Consider the following 16,296-nt stretch of genomic DNA (forward strand, 5'->3'; position numbering starts at 1 on the left):
AATAAAAATAGAAGCGCCTTCCTTTAGACGGAAAGCACTTCTGTTTCTTAATGTGCTGAAATGTCACTAATTCCATGCCCAGTATTCGACTTTACAAGTATTTCATCAAACTTCGCTGCATCTTCTTTCTTACTTGAGAAAATCGTTCCTAGATATGCTGCTAGAAATCCTAGTGGAATAGAAACGATTCCTGGTGTTGTATATGGAAATAATGGATCCCCAACAAAAATTGCTTTTCCAGCCACTGGATCCCATACATTCGGACTCATCGCAACGAGCACAATCGCAGAAGTTAAGCCAACAATCATACCACAAATTGCCCCCGTCGTATTAAAGCGTTTCCAATATATCGTAAATAAAATAACTGGTAAGTTCGCACTTGCCGCAACAGCAAATGCAAGCGATACAAGGAACGCTACATTTAACGTTTGTGCAAATAGCGCTAAAATAATAGAAAACACTGCAACTCCCACTGAAGCGTAGCGCGCCATTTTTACTTGTTCTTTTTCCGTTGCTTTTCCGCGGCGTAATATTTCATTATAGAAATCATGAGCAAACGCCGATGCCGCTGTTAAAACGAGTCCTGCTACTACAGCTAAGATTGTTGCAAATGCTACTGCCGAAACGAAAGCAAATAAAAGATTTCCACCTAACGCTTCTGCTAACATTGGCGCTGCCATATTACCAGCTGCATTCGCTTTCACAATAGCCTCATTCCCAACAAATGCTGCTGCACCAAATCCTAAGAAAATTGTCATAATATAAAAAGCTCCGATTAACCACGTGGCATATACAACAGATTGACGGGCTGTTTTCGCATCACGCACTGTAAAGAAACGAACGAGAATATGTGGCAATCCCGCTGTACCAAGAACAAGCCCTAAATTTAACGAAATTGTATCTAATCCAACTTTATACTTTACACCAGGATTTAAAAATGCTTCTTTCAATGGTGTCGCTGTCTTCATTTGTGCAAACATTTCTGTAATACTAAAGTTAAACTTCGCAAACACAATAACAGAAATAACAAAGGTACCAGCCATTAATAATACTGCTTTAACAATTTGCACCCAGCTCGTTGCTGTCATTCCTCCAAAAATAACATATACAGTCATCAATACCCCAACAATGAGTACAGCCGCCCGGTATTCGATTCCTAATAATAATTTAATAAGGGCTCCGGCTCCAACTAACTGTGCAATCATATAAAAAATTGAAATTGTCATCGTATTAAGCGCTGCTACTCCCCGTACTTTTTTTGCATCAAAACGTGCTGCAATCATATCTGCTAACGTAAACTTCCCAAGGTTTCGAAGCGGCTCTGCAACAAGATACAGTACAACTAAATAGGCAACAAGAAAACCAATGCTATAAAAAAATCCATCGAACCCTGTTAATGCTATTGCTCCGGCAATTCCAAGAAAAGAAGCAGCGGACATGTAATCACCCGCAATTGCCAAACCGTTTTGCCATCCTGTTAGCCCACCGCCTGCTGTATAAAAATCACTTGCATTTTTTGTTTTTTTCGATGCATAGTACGTAATGACAAGCGTTCCAAGAACAATGACTAGAAATAAAGTAAAAGCTGTTGTATTCAATGTTTATCCCCTCTCTTTATCCAAGTTTTCGAGAATTTGATTCGATAACCGATCAAATGATTCTGCTTTTTTACTGTAAATCATGCACAATGCCCACGTCATAACGAACTGAGCAAATGCAAATACCCATGCCCATGTAATATCACCAATTGCTGATGTATTGAGCACTTTTGAATACGATGTGAAAATAGGCAGAGCAATAAAAAAACTGAAAAAGAACATGCTCATCGGTACAATAAATTTTTTCTTTGCTTGTAACAAGTTTTGAAATTCGGTAGACTGTACTACATTTGTATAATTGATTTCACCATTCAATTTACGCGCAGATGTTTCTTGTTTCATTTCATACCTACCCCCTTCTATTCAATCCAATTCGTCAAAAGATTTCTTTTATAACCTGAAACATAATTTTGTAAATATTCTGAAACTTAAGTTTATTGTAGACAATCTATTTTTGTAAGCAAAGATTTTTCGATAGACAAATTCTGTCATTTTTCTCCAAATCCTCATAGACTTTTATTAAAATAAAAAGCAGTGCTTATCGCACCGCTTTTTCACCTTCTAAATTACGAGCTGTTTCACTCGTTTCAACATCTTTTCCTTCTTTAAATGTCTTAAACAAAAAATCGTAAAATAAATTCGATACTCCGAACCAATAATTCTCATTTTTATAATGATGCAGTAAATGCTGCTTCTTTAGCCATCTTCCGTATGGCGTCAATGGACGCATTGGCCGATGAGCAATATAATGTTTCCATTCATATACCAATAGCATAAGAATCATCCCAATTCCAAATGATAATGTTAGCGTGATGTTAGAAGTAATACCATATACAATACATAAATAAATCGTAAATCCAGGCAGGCTATACCAAACTGGTAAAAATAGCAATTTCAAATCATTCGGATATACATGATGATCATAATGAAGACGTTTTAACATTTTTAATAAAAATGGATTCTTTGGCGGTTTTAAATGAAATAAAAAACGATGTGTTACATACTCGTTAATTGTATAAAAGATAATACCTGCAATAATAGCAATAGCTGCAATCCATGTAAACAATTGCATGTTCAAAAATACGATAAAAGCAATTAAAACTCCAATCATAATGACAATATCGTGCTGAAAGAAATACTCTTTTATTACCCGTTTCATCCCCATTCCCCTCTCTCTTTAGAAAGCGGCCGTAACATATTGTTATGGCCGCTTTTTTTATTTCTATTCTATTCCCATTACAAGTTTGCTTGTTCCCCCATTTGGATAGAAAATATTGCTCGAACCGAATATATTCTGTTTTGGAATGATATGTTCCACTGCAAAAACTGTCACTTCTCCTCTTTGTACTTCTCCAATAATCAATCCTAATATTTCATGATTTACAGCAAATGTCGGTTGGTTTGTTTGAAGCAATGGTTCAGCTATTTGAAGAACAGCTTCATATAATGGATTTCTGTCTGTTATTTCTTTACGTATTTTTGCTGCTAATGTTATAATAATTTCCTTTTCATTTACTGTGGTTCGATACATAGAAATCTCCCCTTCAATCTTATATAAACAATTGTAAAGCTTTAAGCGCAAAATGAATAGAAAAAGTAATATTTACATCTCATAAAATAATTATACGTTCATATACTCCAAAATAAATTGTATGGGATTGAAACCTCCATTTTAAATTTGCCATGAAGTTTGCCTATCTCTTCCTATTCTTTATATTCGATATTTGAATGTAAAATTCCTTGTTTTACACTTTGAAATCTGCGATAAAAATATCCATGTCTAAAATATCCTTTTTATCCACAAATATACAAGAAATAAAAACGCTTACTTGACTAAAATCTCCCATTACATATATATTTAAATTATCATTCAGCAGAATATTCGAGAGTATAATAATTTCAATTTTATGAAGTTGTTATTATTTTAGGTAATATTCACTAAATGAGAAAGTAATTATATTTAGGGGGCATTGCAATATGCAAGGTAAAGTAAAATGGTTTAATAGCGAAAAAGGTTTCGGATTTATCGAAGTTGAAGGTGCTGACGATGTATTCGTACACTTCAGTGCAATTCAAGGTGAAGGTTACAAATCTTTAGAAGAAGGTCAAGAAGTTTCTTTCGAGATCGTTGAAGGAAATCGCGGACCTCAAGCTGCTAACGTAGTAAAACTTTAATTTGATACATGACAGGAGGTTATCTACCGATAACCTCCTTTGTTATTCTTCTGCATATTTCTTTTCCGCAGAGTAAAAACTATGTGAAATGAGAAAATAAGGAGGAGAAAACAATGGGTTCACCTATAAATGATTTTGAAGAAGTAAGATTCCGCGTAGAAACTGCGCAAAAGATGGTTGGTTCTGCGACGATTACAATGGACCCTGAATCATTGCAACACGCTACAAATGCCGTTGAATCAGCTCGTCAGCAGCTCGAAACAATGAAAGAAGTATCAACCGATTTAGATGCACCGTTTTTATTGGATCAAGAAGAAAAATTAGAAAAATGCGCGCATCAGTTACAAGAAGCAAAAAATTAAAAAACATCCAGAGAAGCTTCTCTGGGTGTTTTTCTGTGTAAGTCCCTCTCATTTTCTATACACATTCATGGGATAAAAATCTGCACAAGAGATAATTGTTCAAGACAATTGTTTTCCATACTCTTGTAGCTTTTCTCCTATCGTACATTGCCGAATGCAAAAGGAGTGAGCATAATATTTACTATGTTCCTTGCGAAAGTGCTTCTGCAAAAAGCAGTCATCGCAATATGTCTCTAATAATTCGTTTACCTCAGTAATCAGTTGCTTACGATTCACTCCTTCTACACTCCTATTCCGTTATTTCTTTATGACTATCAATGCTCGTTCTTTCCAGTGCTTGCGTTGCTAATTGATGAGCTTCTTTATTTTGTTTTCTAGAAATAGGTTCACATACTAATTTTATTTTCATCTGTTTTGCTTTTTGTTCAATTTGATCTAAGTAATGAATTAAATTATCCTCGTAGCATGGCCATTCACCCGCTAGTTGTTGGAGAACAACTTGAGAATCACCACGAAGTATAACTGATTCATATTTAACCCCTAGCTCTTCCAATATGTTCATTCCGTATAATAACGCTGCATATTCCGCTTCATTATTATCATCAATTCCTTCTATGTACGCATTGCGGCGAATTCGATACAATTTTCCCTGTTTCTTATAATAAACACTTATCCCTGCGCCCGCTTCTTTTGTCTCAATATTATATCCTCCGTCAAAATACAGCGTAAGATCTTGTGGCTCTTCCTCAACTTGTTTACTTAGTTTTTTAACTTCTTTTAATGTCCATTCTACCCCCATTTCATCCTGAAATAACAATTCCTTTGCTCTCCCTGTTTTTTCAAAATCTGCCGCGAACAGTATTACCTCTTCTAATCGAAGGAAATTTGTTTCCAAGCTAGTCTCTAGGCCATGTTTTGTTCGATATAACCAAGTAATTTTATATTTCATTATGCTCCCCCTTCCGTGCACGTTCCTACTAAATATTACGCTCTTATTTTATCCTATTTTGTCTATGCGGACAGTATTCTATTCGAAATTCATTTATCTCTATAAATACAAGTAAAAAAACTTTTTAGGCGGATGAGTGTGTATCTAGCCGTGACTTATCTGTTGCAAAATTAAAATGGATTTATATCCAGCAGCAAGATAACACAAGAAAAATAAATAAGAGTTGCCACATTACAGTGAACAACTCTTTGTTGAATCTTACACGAATTTCTCAAACTGAACTCGTTTGTTAATAAAATACATAATAGGTCCTCCGATTGCCATTACAACAAACTCACCAATCGCACATGTTAACCATGTAAACAAAAATGGTAAATCAAAAGCAAGATGGAGTTCAATTGCAATGATAAACATTGTAAAGGTAAAGACCACTGTATTAAAGATCATACGAGCCCATACCCCTTTTATAAAACGCATCGAAACAATTGTACAAAGCAAGGCGATAATAGATTGCCCTACTCCAAATACAAGATCATATGCGATCATGGGTGAGAAAAAGAGGTTTGCTAAAAATACGCCTAACACAATTCCGTAAATATATTTTTTATTGAACACAATAAGATGATTAAACATTTCTGAAATACGGAATTGAATATTCGTAAAACCAAAAGGTTGAATAAGCATAGTAACAGCAATATATAGTGCCGCTAAAATACCATTACCAACAAGTGTCTTAACTTTCATTATACGATCTCCTTAGTTTTTTTACGTGGGATGGTTACGAACCACGCGAGTATTTTAATAAACAAAATTACATTATAATTATTATTCAAATCCAAGTCAATATAGCAAAATCCTTACTTTGTTACAAAAAGATGGTCATGTGCTGTCCTTTTCTTTTTAGAGGACGTATAATAAAAACATGAAAGATTTAGGAGGTTTGTTCATGGTAGCAACGATTCAAAACGAAAAAATGATTGTGTCGATCTCTGAAAAAGGTGCAGAACTGCAAAGTGTTCGCTTACAAGAAGATCGCACTGAATATATATGGCAAGGAAACGCAAAGCATTGGGGGCGACGTGCTCCTATTTTATTCCCAATCGTCGGAAGATTAGTAGACAATACATATTTAGTTGATAGTAAACCATATTCATTAACACAACATGGCTTTGCCCGTGATTTAACATTTACAATCAAAGAGCAAAGTAAATCAAAAATTACATACGCAGTATCAAGTAATGAAGAAACTTTACAAAACTATCCGTTTGCATTTGAATTGCTTGTTTCTTATGAATTAAATAAAACATCTATATACGTAACATATGAAGTATTCAATCCCAACTCGGAAGAAATGTATTTTTCAATCGGAGGACATCCTGGTTTTAATTGTCCATTATTACCGAATGAATCTTTCACAGACTATTATTTATCTTTCGGTATTCCAGAGCGATTAGAAGCAAGTGTACTAGAAGGACCGTTTCTTTCCAAACAAAAACTCGTAGTAGCAGAAGAAGCAACAGAGCTTCCGCTTACATATGATTTATTTCAAAACGATGCGCTTATATTTGAAAATATGTGCAAAAAGGAAATTACCATCCGTTCTCACAATCATAATAAATTTGTCAAAGTTTCATTTGAAGGATTCCCATTTGTCGGTGTATGGACACCAGGAAACGATGCACCGTTCTTATGTATTGAACCTTGGTATGGCATCGCCGATGAATTAGAACCTGCAAAAGACTTTAAAGAGAAAAAAGGAATTCAAATGTTAAAAGCGAATGAAACATTTACATGTTGCTATAGTATTACAATCGGTTAATTGGAGGGTTTCAGTTTGATTGAAGTGTACATTGATGGTGCATCAAAAGGAAACCCTGGCCCTTCCGGCGCTGGGGTTTTTATTAAAGGGGTTCAGCCGCCTGTACAGCTCGCTGTTCCACTTGGAACTATGAGCAACCACGAAGCAGAGTATCACGCATTACTTACTGCATTAAAATATTGCACCGAACATAATTATAAAATTGTATCATTTCGAACAGATTCACAGCTTGTAGAACGAGCGATTGAAAAACAATATGTAAAAAATCCATTATATGCCCCTCTTTTAAATGAAGCACTAAAAATAATCCAACAATTTGATCTCTTTTTTATAAAGTGGATTCCAAGCAGCCAAAATAAAGCAGCCGATGAATTAGCACGAAAAGCTATACAAAAAAATGAACGGAGGTAGTGTATTGAAAAAAGAGTGGATTGCTCCCCTCGCTTTATTGTTTGTTGCTTTCATTTGGGGAGCTACATTTGTTGTCGTTCAAAATGCCATGTCATTTGTCGGGCCATTTACTTTTAATGGTGTACGTTTTTTATTAGCCGGACTGATTTTATTCATCATTCAGCTCATTTCTATGAAAAAAACACCCATTAAAAACGTAGGCTTTAGTAGTGGTGCTGGTATGATAATAGGATTCTTTTTATTTGTTGGGTATTTACTACAAACGTTTGGTTTATTATATACAACTTCTTCTAAAGCTGGATTTTTAACAGGGCTCAGCATTGTCATGGTACCCATTTTATCGCTTATCTTTTTAAAACAAAAAGTAAATCTATTTATCGTACTCGGCATTACAGCATCTACAATTGGATTATTTTTATTAACATCTGGAGAGGCTTTTCAATTCAATATGGGAGATTTTCTTATATTAGGTTGTGCTGTAGCATTCGCTGCTCACATCCTTGTAAATGGATTCTTTTCAAAAAAGATATCTCCGTTATTATTAAGTACAACACAAATATTAGCGGTTGGACTCTTCTCTTCTATTTGTGCATTTCTGTTTGAAGATTGGGAGAAATTACTTTCGATGTCACTATGGACAAATCGCTCATTTTTATTTGCACTATTGCTAACATCACTATTTGCCACTTCCCTTGCATTTTTCATTCAAACAACAGCACAAAAATATACATCTCCTACCCGGGTTGCAATTATTTTTGCAATGGAACCCGTTTTTGCAGCAATAACAGGTGTTCTTGTTGCAAATGAGCAATTATCGCTATCAGCTATCATTGGGTGTATTTGTATTTTCTTAGGCATGATCTTTGTAGAACTACCAAACAAACAAAAAAAAGAAGCGCGGGTTGCGTGAAGTTATGATTGTAACTTCCGCAAAAAAGCCATCGCGCTTTTTTTATCGGTAATTTCTTCTTCTTTCAATCGTTCTAGCAAAGCGATAAAATAACTACCATCAAACTGTAATTGATGCTTAATGGTCGCTTCAATTGCCGCATTCACAATTCCATCAGATGAACCTGTATAACCTTGCCCAAACATAATAAATCCTTGCGCTTCCTCTGATAATTTAAACCCTTTCGTATGTAAGAATGAAAGATAGTCTTGAACTGTTTGCATCATTTCCCCACCTAAATTCAAAAAGTTTACCTTTCCTATCATACATGTTTTCTGACACAATGAGAATGAATTTTCTTTGACAACTCCTTTAGAACCCTCTTTTTCCTCAAAAAATAAAGTGAAACTTCTTAGTTCCACTTTATTTTCCAGCTATTCTTTACTCAATTACTCGCTGCTCTATATGATATATGTCTTTTTTCAATTTTCTCTTCAATTTCTCTTATATTTTCTTTATCATTCAATAATAATTGTTTATTTTCTATTAATAACTGTTTAAAGGATTTTCTTATTTTTTTTCGCATATCAATCTTCCTCCTTAATTATTACAAGCGAGAGTTTTTCATTCCCGCTCCTCGTTTCTCTTTGAATCTTGGAGCGGGAATGCCCGTTCATACGAAATAAAAGATTTTATTTATATGAAAGATAAATAATTATCTGTATTGTGTAATCATAAAAGATTCATGTGAAATCCATTTGAAATTCAAATGAACACTACGTATATTTTCTCAATAGTTTTGTTTGTATTTCGTTCTACTAATCAAATAAAAACTTCTCAATAGCTTGTTTACTATCTTTCTAAAGAAGCTTCATAATTGTAGAAACCACCTCTTGATAAATCTTTTTAGTTTTTCAACATATAAACTGCTGTGCAGAACAAAGCATAACCTACACCCGTCTCCCTTTGTAAGCCATGCGTGGCCTAACCGCTTCTATGCCAGACTCTCTCGTCCCTCCCTATAAAGAAAGGGATTTATTTGTATTTATATAAATAATAACGCCCAATCAAATTCTTAATTTGATTGGGCGTTAACTATAATATAAGTTCTTTTCAAAAGTCACTTTCTATAACATATTTACAAACATTTCCGGTCTGCCCCAGTTCATTTTCTCACAAACGAAGTGTATTTTTTCCTTATCAATTGTGTGAAACGCTTCTTCTAATCGGCACGAAATTGGCACTTCGCAATGAATTTGTGCAAGTTGGAGTGATATGTGTAAATTGTCTAAGTCACTTTCAATCTTTGTACGCTGTGCTTTTGTTAGTGATGTAATGTTTTCTAAAACACCTGCAACTGTTCCATGCTCTTGGATAAGTTTGTACGCTGTCTTTTCACCAATACCTTTAACACCCGGATAGTTGTCACTTGAATCACCCATAAATGCCTTTGCATGAACAATTTGCCACGGCTCTACACCTTTTTCTTCCAGGATTTTTTCTGGTGTGTAAAATTCATAATTTCCAATCCCTTTTCGAAGAAGCATAACTGTCGTTTTTGTATCAACTAACTGTAGTAAATCTGTATCACCTGTTAAAATGAACACTTCCGCTTCATGTTGATACATTTTTGCTAAAGTTCCTATACAGTCATCAGCTTCATATCCTTTCATACCAATAACCGGAATAGACAAATGTGTAGTCATTTCTTGCACTAGATCAAATTGTGGAATTAATTCTTCTGGCGGTGCTCCGCGATTCGCCTTATAGTTTGAAAATGCTTCTGTTCGAAACGTTGTACTCCCCATATCCCAGCACGTTACAATATGAGTCGGGTCAATTGAACTAGCCGCTGTTAATAAATGCTTCATATAACCATGAATCCCGTTTGTCGGAACGCCATCTTGTCTTTTCATAAATTGTCCGTACACACTTGTTGCATAAAAGGCACGAAATAACAATGCCATACCATCTACTAATAATACTTTTTTCATAATTCCTCTCCTAATGACAAAAATAAAAACCTCACGTCTTAACGCAAGGTTGTATAATCAAATAATGATTGTAATTATTATTATACAATGATTTGCTTTATTTAGCATCCATAAAGATTACTTACAACATTGATGTAATAGTTCCACATACGTATTATTTCCAGTGGAAACCACAACAGCTTTAGCTGTTCCGTTAACGATATGAGTACCTTGATAGCATAAATTTTCAAGACAAAGTGGATTATAATCTTTTACACGCTTTAACGGCATGAATCGTTTTTTTTCAATGTGATAACAGCTTTCATACTTTTCTACAAGCATCTCTTTTCCCGTTAAAGGAGATTCATCAACTAGTACATCTTTTGCGTAAATAATGCGAGCGTCAGCTGGTACTGTTTCACCTGCAGAAAGACAAATCACATCTCCTGGGACCAATTCTTCTATTGGAATATTCATCATTTCAGAACCTTTGTCTATCCCATTCACTTTATCATTTGCTACTCTTAAAACAGTAACTGTTTTTGGTGTTATTGCATTCGTTTGACTCGCCTTCTTTTCGAACAGATTTACTTTTTCCATCAACTTTATCATCATATGAGTCAATATCACTTTTTTATTCACATATCGTTCATTTTTCCCATATTGTACAATACGTCTTTTTGCCTCTTTAACAGAAAGGCCGTTTCTTGTTGTTTTAAAATAAGCATAAACAGATTTTACATCTCGAATCGCAACTTCCATCAGCATTTCATTATTCTTCTGTAAGATCTCCTGTACTTTTATCGTTTTTTTATGAGTTATATTATTTATAATTCCCTCTCGTTTGTTTACATATAACATCGTCCGTCTCCTCCTTCGCACATGCAGGAAGAAACTCATTGTTTCTCAATTTATCTATTTACAGATATAGAGGGAGGAACAAGTCGTTTCCTACCTACATTACACATTCTATTTTCGAAATACCTGGGTAACGGAACCGAGTCCGAAGCTGACATTGCTCCTCACCTCCTCATATGATTATTTTTAGCTATGTATAATTGATACACCCTAATAAAAAAGACCTTTACCCGATAGCGAGTAAAGGTCTGAACATACATAAATAAGCAACGTTTAATACAACTACATATCATGTAGCCTATATTAAAAACAATTGCACCTCTCCCTCGCCGAGCTTTAGCACTGTATAGCATAGGTTCTTAACCAGCTACATTAAAAAAGACCTTAATTCGATCATTCTTGTTGACCCATTGGCGTCTCTCGACATTTTTGGGCAGTAGCATCTCTCTATACAGGAGCCTCACCTAACAGAGACATATTTTATTATATAGAAAATGTTACTCCTATTTAAAATAGATGTCAACACTTTGCATTCAAACTTTTTCTTATTACAACAAGTATTTTCCAGAAAATAATTTAGGACTGGAACACTCTTATTCTAATACGAATTGTTTGAGGTTTTTAATATGTTAAACACCCAGCAATCATAATTCCGATAGAAATTGATAAAAACATAAGGAAAAGTCCGACGGCTTGGTTATCCTCTTCGATGCTTTGATTAATGTTAAAACGCGGTGTGCACAATTCAGCTAAATAAAACACAACGATTTGTGCCAAAACTCCAATCGCTCCCCATAGAGCCATATCCATTAGTGAAACAGAATGAGCGGCAGCCGAATACAAGACGACAGCAAGACCAAGAAGTCTTCCTCCAAGTGAGTAGCTTGCTGCTCGATTCCCTTTAGCCATTAACGAAAATTCCTTCACTTTTGTTGTCACTTCCATAAGAAGCAGGCCAATACATAAAAGACCTAGCGAAACTGCTAAATAAAGTAAAAAGTTCACCATTTATAATCCTCCCTTTTTAATCCCTACAGGTAAATAATATGATTCATTCCCCGTAATTTTTTCACCGGCACGTATACCGATACTACTTGGTTTTCCAGCTATTAAAAACGATCCAAACACATACGACAGCTCCTCGTTCCCTTTTTCAGTCTCAAGAGAAACAACTGGAAGCTTTATATACTTTTGAAATACAGGAAGTTCTTTTTTATACGTTTGATATGAATTTTGAATTACAATATTCGTATTTTTGTCACGAATTGTAACCGTGTCACCTTCTCTACCAAACGAAGGTTTTTGCACAAAAGAGCTTTTCCCTAAAAATAGATCTGGTTCTAAGTATGTAGGAAGCATATATTCCTTAATCCATTGTCGTTCCTCATTTGTATAAAAAGCACCTATCTCAGCTAATCCCCAAATTAAGGATTGAATCGATTTCGGCTGAAGTAGAAAGGATGAGACCGGATTAATAATAAAAAGCTTTCCTTTATGTACAAGTTGCAATAACTCAAGCCCTACAAAATCTCCAGTTTTAGGATCCCGGTCCTTAACTAAATCTTCAATAGGATATGTTTGACGATACAAAACATCAATTGGCACACCGTCTCTATCGACCAAAGCATCTTGAGTAATTCTGAGTTCTGACATTGACATCATTTTGTTTTTCACCTGGCATAGCTGACTCAAATACCTAGTCGTATTCCAATCTTCTATATGTTCATGATGGGCTGTGAAGACAACGTTTGGCATCTCTATTCCTTTAGCAGCTTCCATTACAGCTTTTGTGATACCAGAAGAAAGAAGACGTTCCTGATTCTCGTTTGGGTCATGATAATTTAATTCTTTGCATACTTTTCCATTCATTTGAAAACATTCCACAATAAAAGTTGGGGTATCGCTATTAAACTCAAGCATTTTGATACCACCATCTGTCACGGCAAAATCAAACCGTGAAATAACAGATTCAGGAAACAGAGATTTCATTCTAATAAAAGGTAGACTCGAAGATGGAAAACCAAGTTCAAGAAGCTGTTCATCCGGTAAAGTCCGAAGAAGACTAGCAGTCTTAAAAAATACTTTTCCCATTCGTTCTGTTGCTAATTGCAATTGCCTAATCATTTGTTCTGTTACTTCAAAAACATGAAAAAGGCTATACTCACTCCCATATAAGTTAGACCAAAAGTGAGGGAACCTTGAATAAAATTGACTTCGTTCCTTTATGTAAAACGACATGATTTAACCTCCAGATCCGCCATTTGAACCGCTTCCAATTCCCCCTTTAAAATCAGACGAAGCTTGATAGGACTTAAATTCAGGTGAATTTTTGAAAGTTGATTTATCTTGATAATAGTTACTACTGTAATAATAATGCCCATGATAACTTGAATGCTTATCATCACACCGCCACACCCCAAGTTCATCATCCCAATCCCAATCAGAACAGCTCTTATCACTTGGTTTTGGAGGGAGATCTTTTGTACAACCAGATAAAGTACTGGCCATCAAAGAAGTAAGAACACCTGTTACTAACCATTTCGTTTTTGTCACCTTCCCACACTCCTTTATAGATTATTTTTTTATTATAATAGAATACATGATAAAATAGAAGAAAAAGGAAGGGGGATTACTATTGCGGTTAGAATATCGACTCAATGATGAAGCTAAACAATATCCTGCCTTATGGAACTATGCGGATATTTCTATCACTGAAACCGTCGCAAGGATGACTTGTGAGTATTTCGTTAAAGAAGGGGATACGTATGTCGTAACAGCGACGGCGATGGACTCTGACGGAACAGCAGTATTATATGTCGAAAAAGAAAAGTTCTTCGATGATTCCTCAGAAAAAACATATTCCCATATAGGTTTTGAGATTAGAGAACTACAAGGAATAAATTCAATTTTAATAGAAAGTAAAGATGTATGGAATCATGAAGAGATCTTAACATACCTCCATTCAGATATTTTGTACGTTCAAAAGGACGGACTATTGATGGAATTCACCTTAGACTCTAGGGAGATTGATGAAGATCGAAAGTGCTATATTTATTATGGAGAATTTACTGGCGAATACAGATAACACGAAAAGCGCTATACAACCTTTCTAAACAAAATAAAAACCTTACGTATAAAACGTAAGGTTTCTTATATCCCCACATATGCCGTTCTCTTCTAGATGTCCATAAACCCGCTCTCGCAGGTGGATGTTCTCAAAAATGCTTTCATCTTCCTTCTTAAAAAGATGGCTTGATGGCCACATTTTAATATTAAACTTCCGTATTACTATCATTGGTTTAAGACATACACAAGCTACGTACATTGTAGGCAGTTATTATTAATTATAATTATAAGTATAAATAGAACCCCGCACGTGCCGTCTCTCGTAAATGTCCAAAAACCCGCTACTCGCAGGTGGATGTTCTCACAGTTGCCTTTCATCTTCCTTCTCAAAGAAAGGCATGATGTTGGCATCTAAATATCGAACTTCCGTATTACTATCATCGGTTTTAGACATAAATAAGTTACGCACACCGCAGGATGTTTTATTTATTTGTCGTTATCTTATCACATTGTTCGCAACGTGTAAAATAATTTGTTTTTTTAGTATTTCTTGTTTGTGCTCCTATTGTAATACAATTTTTTTTGACTTGCAATAGGCTACTGTTCTTCTTTTACAATTGTATTTTCAGGATAAGAAATCCAATCACTCCAGCTGCCTACATATAATTTTATATTTGTAAAACCAGCCATTTTTAATGTTAATACATTTGGACATGCCGTTACACCAGATCCGCAATAGACAATCGTTTCTTTCTCTTTATCAAGATGCATAAAACGATCTTCTTGTTCCTTTTGTTTCTTAAAAGCACCAGACTCTGTTACACCATTTTTCCAAAAATAATTTTGCGCAGTTGGAATGTGGCCAGCTGCTTTATCAACTGACTCTTCTAATCCTGCATAACGCTTTGGTTCTCGCGAGTCAATCAGTGTAATATCTGCATGTTTGCTAATTTTAGCTTGCAGCTCTTCCATTGTAACGACAGTATCATGTTGCACTGATGGAACAAAAGTCTTTGGTGCAAAGACTGCTATCTCATTCGTTACTTCAAACTTTTGTTCCTTCCACGCTGGGAAACCGCCATTTAACACATATGCTTTATTATGACCAAGATATGTTAAGAGCCACCATAAACGAGAAGCCATCGCTCCTCCTTGGCTATCATACGCTACAACTGTCGTATGTTCATCAATCCCAGCTTGTGAAAGTTTTTGTGCAAACTCTTCTATACTCGGAAGCGGATGACGTCCTCCATGCTTTGTAACTGGACTAGATAAATCTTTATTTAAATCAAAATAGAGCGCAAACGGAATATGTGCTTCATTATATTGTTCTCTTCCCCATTTGGGATTTGCTAAGTCAAAACGACAATCGATAATTCTAACATGTTCATCTTGTAAATGTTCATGTAACCATTCGACTGTAACAATCATACTTAACGACCTTCTTTCTTCTTTAAACGACCTACGTATTCCATTACCATCTCTTCTGTTACAATTTTACGTTGCTGTGCGATGCCATTTTTTGCAAGTTCATTAATTTGTTTTGTTACCATATTAATTACATCAACAGAGAAAGATTTTCCGTTTGATGCAAGTGATACAGCCGCTTCAATCGCCGCTTCACGCTGTGCATCTAACTGTAGAAATGCTTTCACCACTTCATTTTGTTTACGAGAATGTGCTGTAATTGCTTCATGTACTTCCATGTCCTCTTCCTCCTAATGCAAGTCCATTGTAAGTCGAATCATATCACGACATACAATGCCATTTTCCATAATCTCTTCTTCATAATGCTTTGAAAAGTAATCAAAATCAATAGAAAAGATGCGAAATCCACATTTTTGATACAAAGTAAGCTGTGAAACACTAGAATTGCCTGTGCCAATTTCAAGCGTGTGCATATTTTGTTCTTTTGCAGTTCGAATCGCATGCTGTAACAACTGCTTTCCGTTGCCTTTTCCCTGCTCTTTTTCAGAAATAGCAATATTCATAATTTCCATTGTACTTGGGCGCGTTTCTAACAATACATACACTCCTATCACATCTTCAAGGCGCTTTGCGACATAAATGATGCCCCGATGGAGATACGATTCCAATTGTCGTTCGCTTGGATCAGCGAGTAATAGTAGCTGGAGCGGCGCTTCATTTGGTGAAACAAGTTCAATTACTAATTCTTCCATGAAAATTCTCTCTCCT

At 35.3% G+C, this 16,296-nt stretch carries 23 protein-coding genes, 2 other RNA genes and 2 riboswitches; of the genes, 6 read left to right on the top strand and 19 right to left on the bottom strand.

The genetic code is table 11. The features are described from left to right. Nucleotides 1-47 precede the first annotated feature (47 nt). From AB1280_RS09875 to AB1280_RS09890, 4 genes are all read right to left on the bottom strand, one after another. Nucleotides 48-1,598: a solute symporter family protein gene (locus AB1280_RS09875; RefSeq protein WP_429755727.1), complete on the bottom strand. Its 1,551-nt coding sequence runs from the start codon at nt 1,596-1,598 to the stop codon at nt 48-50. A gap of 3 nt (nt 1,599-1,601) precedes the next feature. Continuing rightward, nucleotides 1,602-1,940 carry a DUF485 domain-containing protein gene (locus AB1280_RS09880; RefSeq protein WP_272189284.1) on the bottom strand — a complete coding sequence of 113 codons (339 nt, stop codon included), beginning with the start codon at nt 1,938-1,940 and terminating at the stop codon, nt 1,602-1,604. A gap of 196 nt (nt 1,941-2,136) precedes the next feature. Then, on the bottom strand, nt 2,137-2,757 hold the full coding sequence (locus tag AB1280_RS09885) for a sterol desaturase family protein (protein ID WP_272189283.1): 621 nt from the start codon (nt 2,755-2,757) through the stop codon (nt 2,137-2,139). A gap of 63 nt (nt 2,758-2,820) precedes the next feature. Further along, nucleotides 2,821-3,129: a cytoplasmic protein gene (locus AB1280_RS09890; RefSeq protein WP_429755728.1), complete on the bottom strand. Its 309-nt coding sequence runs from the start codon at nt 3,127-3,129 to the stop codon at nt 2,821-2,823. Between the two features lie 446 nt (nt 3,130-3,575). On the opposite strand from AB1280_RS09890, the gene cspD reads away from it, so the two are divergent. Both cspD and AB1280_RS09900 read left to right on the top strand, forming a co-directional pair. Then, nucleotides 3,576-3,773, top strand: coding sequence for a cold-shock protein CspD (gene cspD / locus AB1280_RS09895; RefSeq protein WP_429755729.1), 198 nt, complete (start codon nt 3,576-3,578; stop codon nt 3,771-3,773). 113 nt (nt 3,774-3,886) lie between these two features. Next, a complete protein-coding gene (locus AB1280_RS09900; RefSeq protein WP_272189280.1) occupies nt 3,887-4,135 on the top strand; it encodes a DUF2564 family protein in 249 nt (82 codons plus the stop codon). Nucleotides 4,136-4,234: 99 nt separating this feature from the next. On the opposite strand, the gene AB1280_RS09905 is transcribed toward AB1280_RS09900, so the two are convergent. The 3 genes from AB1280_RS09905 to AB1280_RS09915 all read right to left on the bottom strand — a co-directional run bounded on the left by AB1280_RS09905 (nt 4,235) and on the right by AB1280_RS09915 (nt 5,828). Further along, nucleotides 4,235-4,411: a zinc-finger domain-containing protein gene (locus tag AB1280_RS09905; RefSeq protein ID WP_272189279.1), complete on the bottom strand. Its 177-nt coding sequence runs from the start codon at nt 4,409-4,411 to the stop codon at nt 4,235-4,237. A gap of 13 nt (nt 4,412-4,424) precedes the next feature. Further along, nucleotides 4,425-5,084 carry a ribonuclease H family protein gene (locus AB1280_RS09910; RefSeq protein ID WP_272189278.1) on the bottom strand — a complete coding sequence of 220 codons (660 nt, stop codon included), beginning with the start codon at nt 5,082-5,084 and terminating at the stop codon, nt 4,425-4,427. A 258-nt stretch (nt 5,085-5,342) separates the two neighbouring features. After that, on the bottom strand, nt 5,343-5,828 hold the full coding sequence (locus tag AB1280_RS09915; RefSeq protein ID WP_272189276.1) for a QueT transporter family protein: 486 nt from the start codon (nt 5,826-5,828) through the stop codon (nt 5,343-5,345). Nucleotides 5,829-5,834: 6 nt separating this feature from the next. After that, nucleotides 5,835-5,879, bottom strand: a riboswitch (PreQ1 riboswitch). A 151-nt stretch (nt 5,880-6,030) separates the two neighbouring features. Between AB1280_RS09915 and AB1280_RS09920 the strand changes: the two genes are divergently transcribed. From AB1280_RS09920 to AB1280_RS09930, 3 genes are read left to right on the top strand one after another with little or no spacing between them, the layout of a single operon-like run. Further along, nucleotides 6,031-6,903: an aldose 1-epimerase family protein gene (locus AB1280_RS09920; protein WP_429755730.1), complete on the top strand. Its 873-nt coding sequence runs from the start codon at nt 6,031-6,033 to the stop codon at nt 6,901-6,903. Nucleotides 6,904-6,918: 15 nt separating this feature from the next. Continuing rightward, nucleotides 6,919-7,314, top strand: a complete 396-nt coding sequence (locus AB1280_RS09925; RefSeq protein ID WP_272189274.1) for a reverse transcriptase-like protein — start codon at nt 6,919-6,921, stop codon at nt 7,312-7,314. Nucleotides 7,315-7,318: 4 nt separating this feature from the next. Then, nucleotides 7,319-8,224, top strand: a complete 906-nt coding sequence (locus tag AB1280_RS09930; RefSeq protein WP_429755731.1) for a DMT family transporter — start codon at nt 7,319-7,321, stop codon at nt 8,222-8,224. Between the two features lie 2 nt (nt 8,225-8,226). Here the strand turns inward: AB1280_RS09930 and AB1280_RS09935 are convergent, their stop codons facing one another. The 7 genes from AB1280_RS09935 to AB1280_RS09965 all read right to left on the bottom strand — a co-directional run bounded on the left by AB1280_RS09935 (nt 8,227) and on the right by AB1280_RS09965 (nt 13,587). Continuing rightward, nucleotides 8,227-8,487 (bottom strand): DUF6123 family protein, encoded by a 261-nt coding sequence (locus tag AB1280_RS09935; protein WP_272189272.1) that lies wholly within the window; start codon nt 8,485-8,487, stop codon nt 8,227-8,229. 161 nt (nt 8,488-8,648) lie between these two features. Then, the gene (locus AB1280_RS09940; protein WP_098915212.1) at nt 8,649-8,789 is read right to left on the bottom strand and encodes an FbpB family small basic protein; all 141 of its coding nucleotides are present in this window, start codon (nt 8,787-8,789) and stop codon (nt 8,649-8,651) included. A gap of 541 nt (nt 8,790-9,330) precedes the next feature. Further along, nucleotides 9,331-10,197, bottom strand: a complete 867-nt coding sequence (locus AB1280_RS09945) for a 5'-3' exonuclease (protein ID WP_272189270.1) — start codon at nt 10,195-10,197, stop codon at nt 9,331-9,333. Nucleotides 10,198-10,314: 117 nt separating this feature from the next. After that, nucleotides 10,315-11,037, bottom strand: a complete 723-nt coding sequence (locus AB1280_RS09950; RefSeq protein ID WP_272189268.1) for a cation-transporting P-type ATPase — start codon at nt 11,035-11,037, stop codon at nt 10,315-10,317. A 310-nt stretch (nt 11,038-11,347) separates the two neighbouring features. After that, nucleotides 11,348-11,513: riboswitch (M-box (ykoK) riboswitch) on the bottom strand. Nucleotides 11,514-11,655: 142 nt separating this feature from the next. Beyond that, entirely contained in the window at nt 11,656-12,042 is a 387-nt protein-coding gene (locus AB1280_RS09955; RefSeq protein WP_429755732.1) for a DUF350 domain-containing protein, read from the bottom strand. Continuing rightward, nucleotides 12,043-13,272: a glutathionylspermidine synthase family protein gene (locus AB1280_RS09960; protein WP_429755733.1), complete on the bottom strand. Its 1,230-nt coding sequence runs from the start codon at nt 13,270-13,272 to the stop codon at nt 12,043-12,045. It lies immediately after the preceding gene. Between the two features lie 3 nt (nt 13,273-13,275). Beyond that, the gene (locus AB1280_RS09965; protein ID WP_272189263.1) at nt 13,276-13,587 is read right to left on the bottom strand and encodes a hypothetical protein; all 312 of its coding nucleotides are present in this window, start codon (nt 13,585-13,587) and stop codon (nt 13,276-13,278) included. Nucleotides 13,588-13,669: 82 nt separating this feature from the next. On the opposite strand from AB1280_RS09965, the gene AB1280_RS09970 reads away from it, so the two are divergent. Then, nucleotides 13,670-14,119 (top strand): hypothetical protein, encoded by a 450-nt coding sequence (locus tag AB1280_RS09970; protein WP_272189262.1) that lies wholly within the window; start codon nt 13,670-13,672, stop codon nt 14,117-14,119. Nucleotides 14,120-14,185: 66 nt separating this feature from the next. On the opposite strand, the gene ssrS (AB1280_RS09975) is transcribed toward AB1280_RS09970, so the two are convergent. The 5 genes from ssrS (AB1280_RS09975) to AB1280_RS09995 form a co-directional block, all read right to left on the bottom strand. After that, nucleotides 14,186-14,370, bottom strand: a non-coding RNA gene (gene ssrS, locus AB1280_RS09975) — 6S RNA. A gap of 27 nt (nt 14,371-14,397) precedes the next feature. Continuing rightward, nucleotides 14,398-14,582, bottom strand: a non-coding RNA gene (gene ssrS, locus AB1280_RS09980) — 6S RNA. Nucleotides 14,583-14,697: 115 nt separating this feature from the next. Further along, nucleotides 14,698-15,531 carry a sulfurtransferase gene (locus AB1280_RS09985; RefSeq protein ID WP_429755734.1) on the bottom strand — a complete coding sequence of 278 codons (834 nt, stop codon included), beginning with the start codon at nt 15,529-15,531 and terminating at the stop codon, nt 14,698-14,700. A gap of 2 nt (nt 15,532-15,533) precedes the next feature. Then, on the bottom strand, nt 15,534-15,806 hold the full coding sequence (locus AB1280_RS09990) for a YpbS family protein (RefSeq protein WP_272189259.1): 273 nt from the start codon (nt 15,804-15,806) through the stop codon (nt 15,534-15,536). Between the two features lie 12 nt (nt 15,807-15,818). After that, on the bottom strand, nt 15,819-16,280 hold the full coding sequence (locus AB1280_RS09995; protein ID WP_429755735.1) for a GNAT family N-acetyltransferase: 462 nt from the start codon (nt 16,278-16,280) through the stop codon (nt 15,819-15,821). Between the last annotated feature and the right edge of the window lie 16 nt (nt 16,281-16,296).

Origin of the sequence: Bacillus sp. S10(2024), assembly GCF_050473865.1 — a bacterium.
Classification (GTDB): domain Bacteria; phylum Bacillota; class Bacilli; order Bacillales; family Bacillaceae_G; genus Bacillus_A.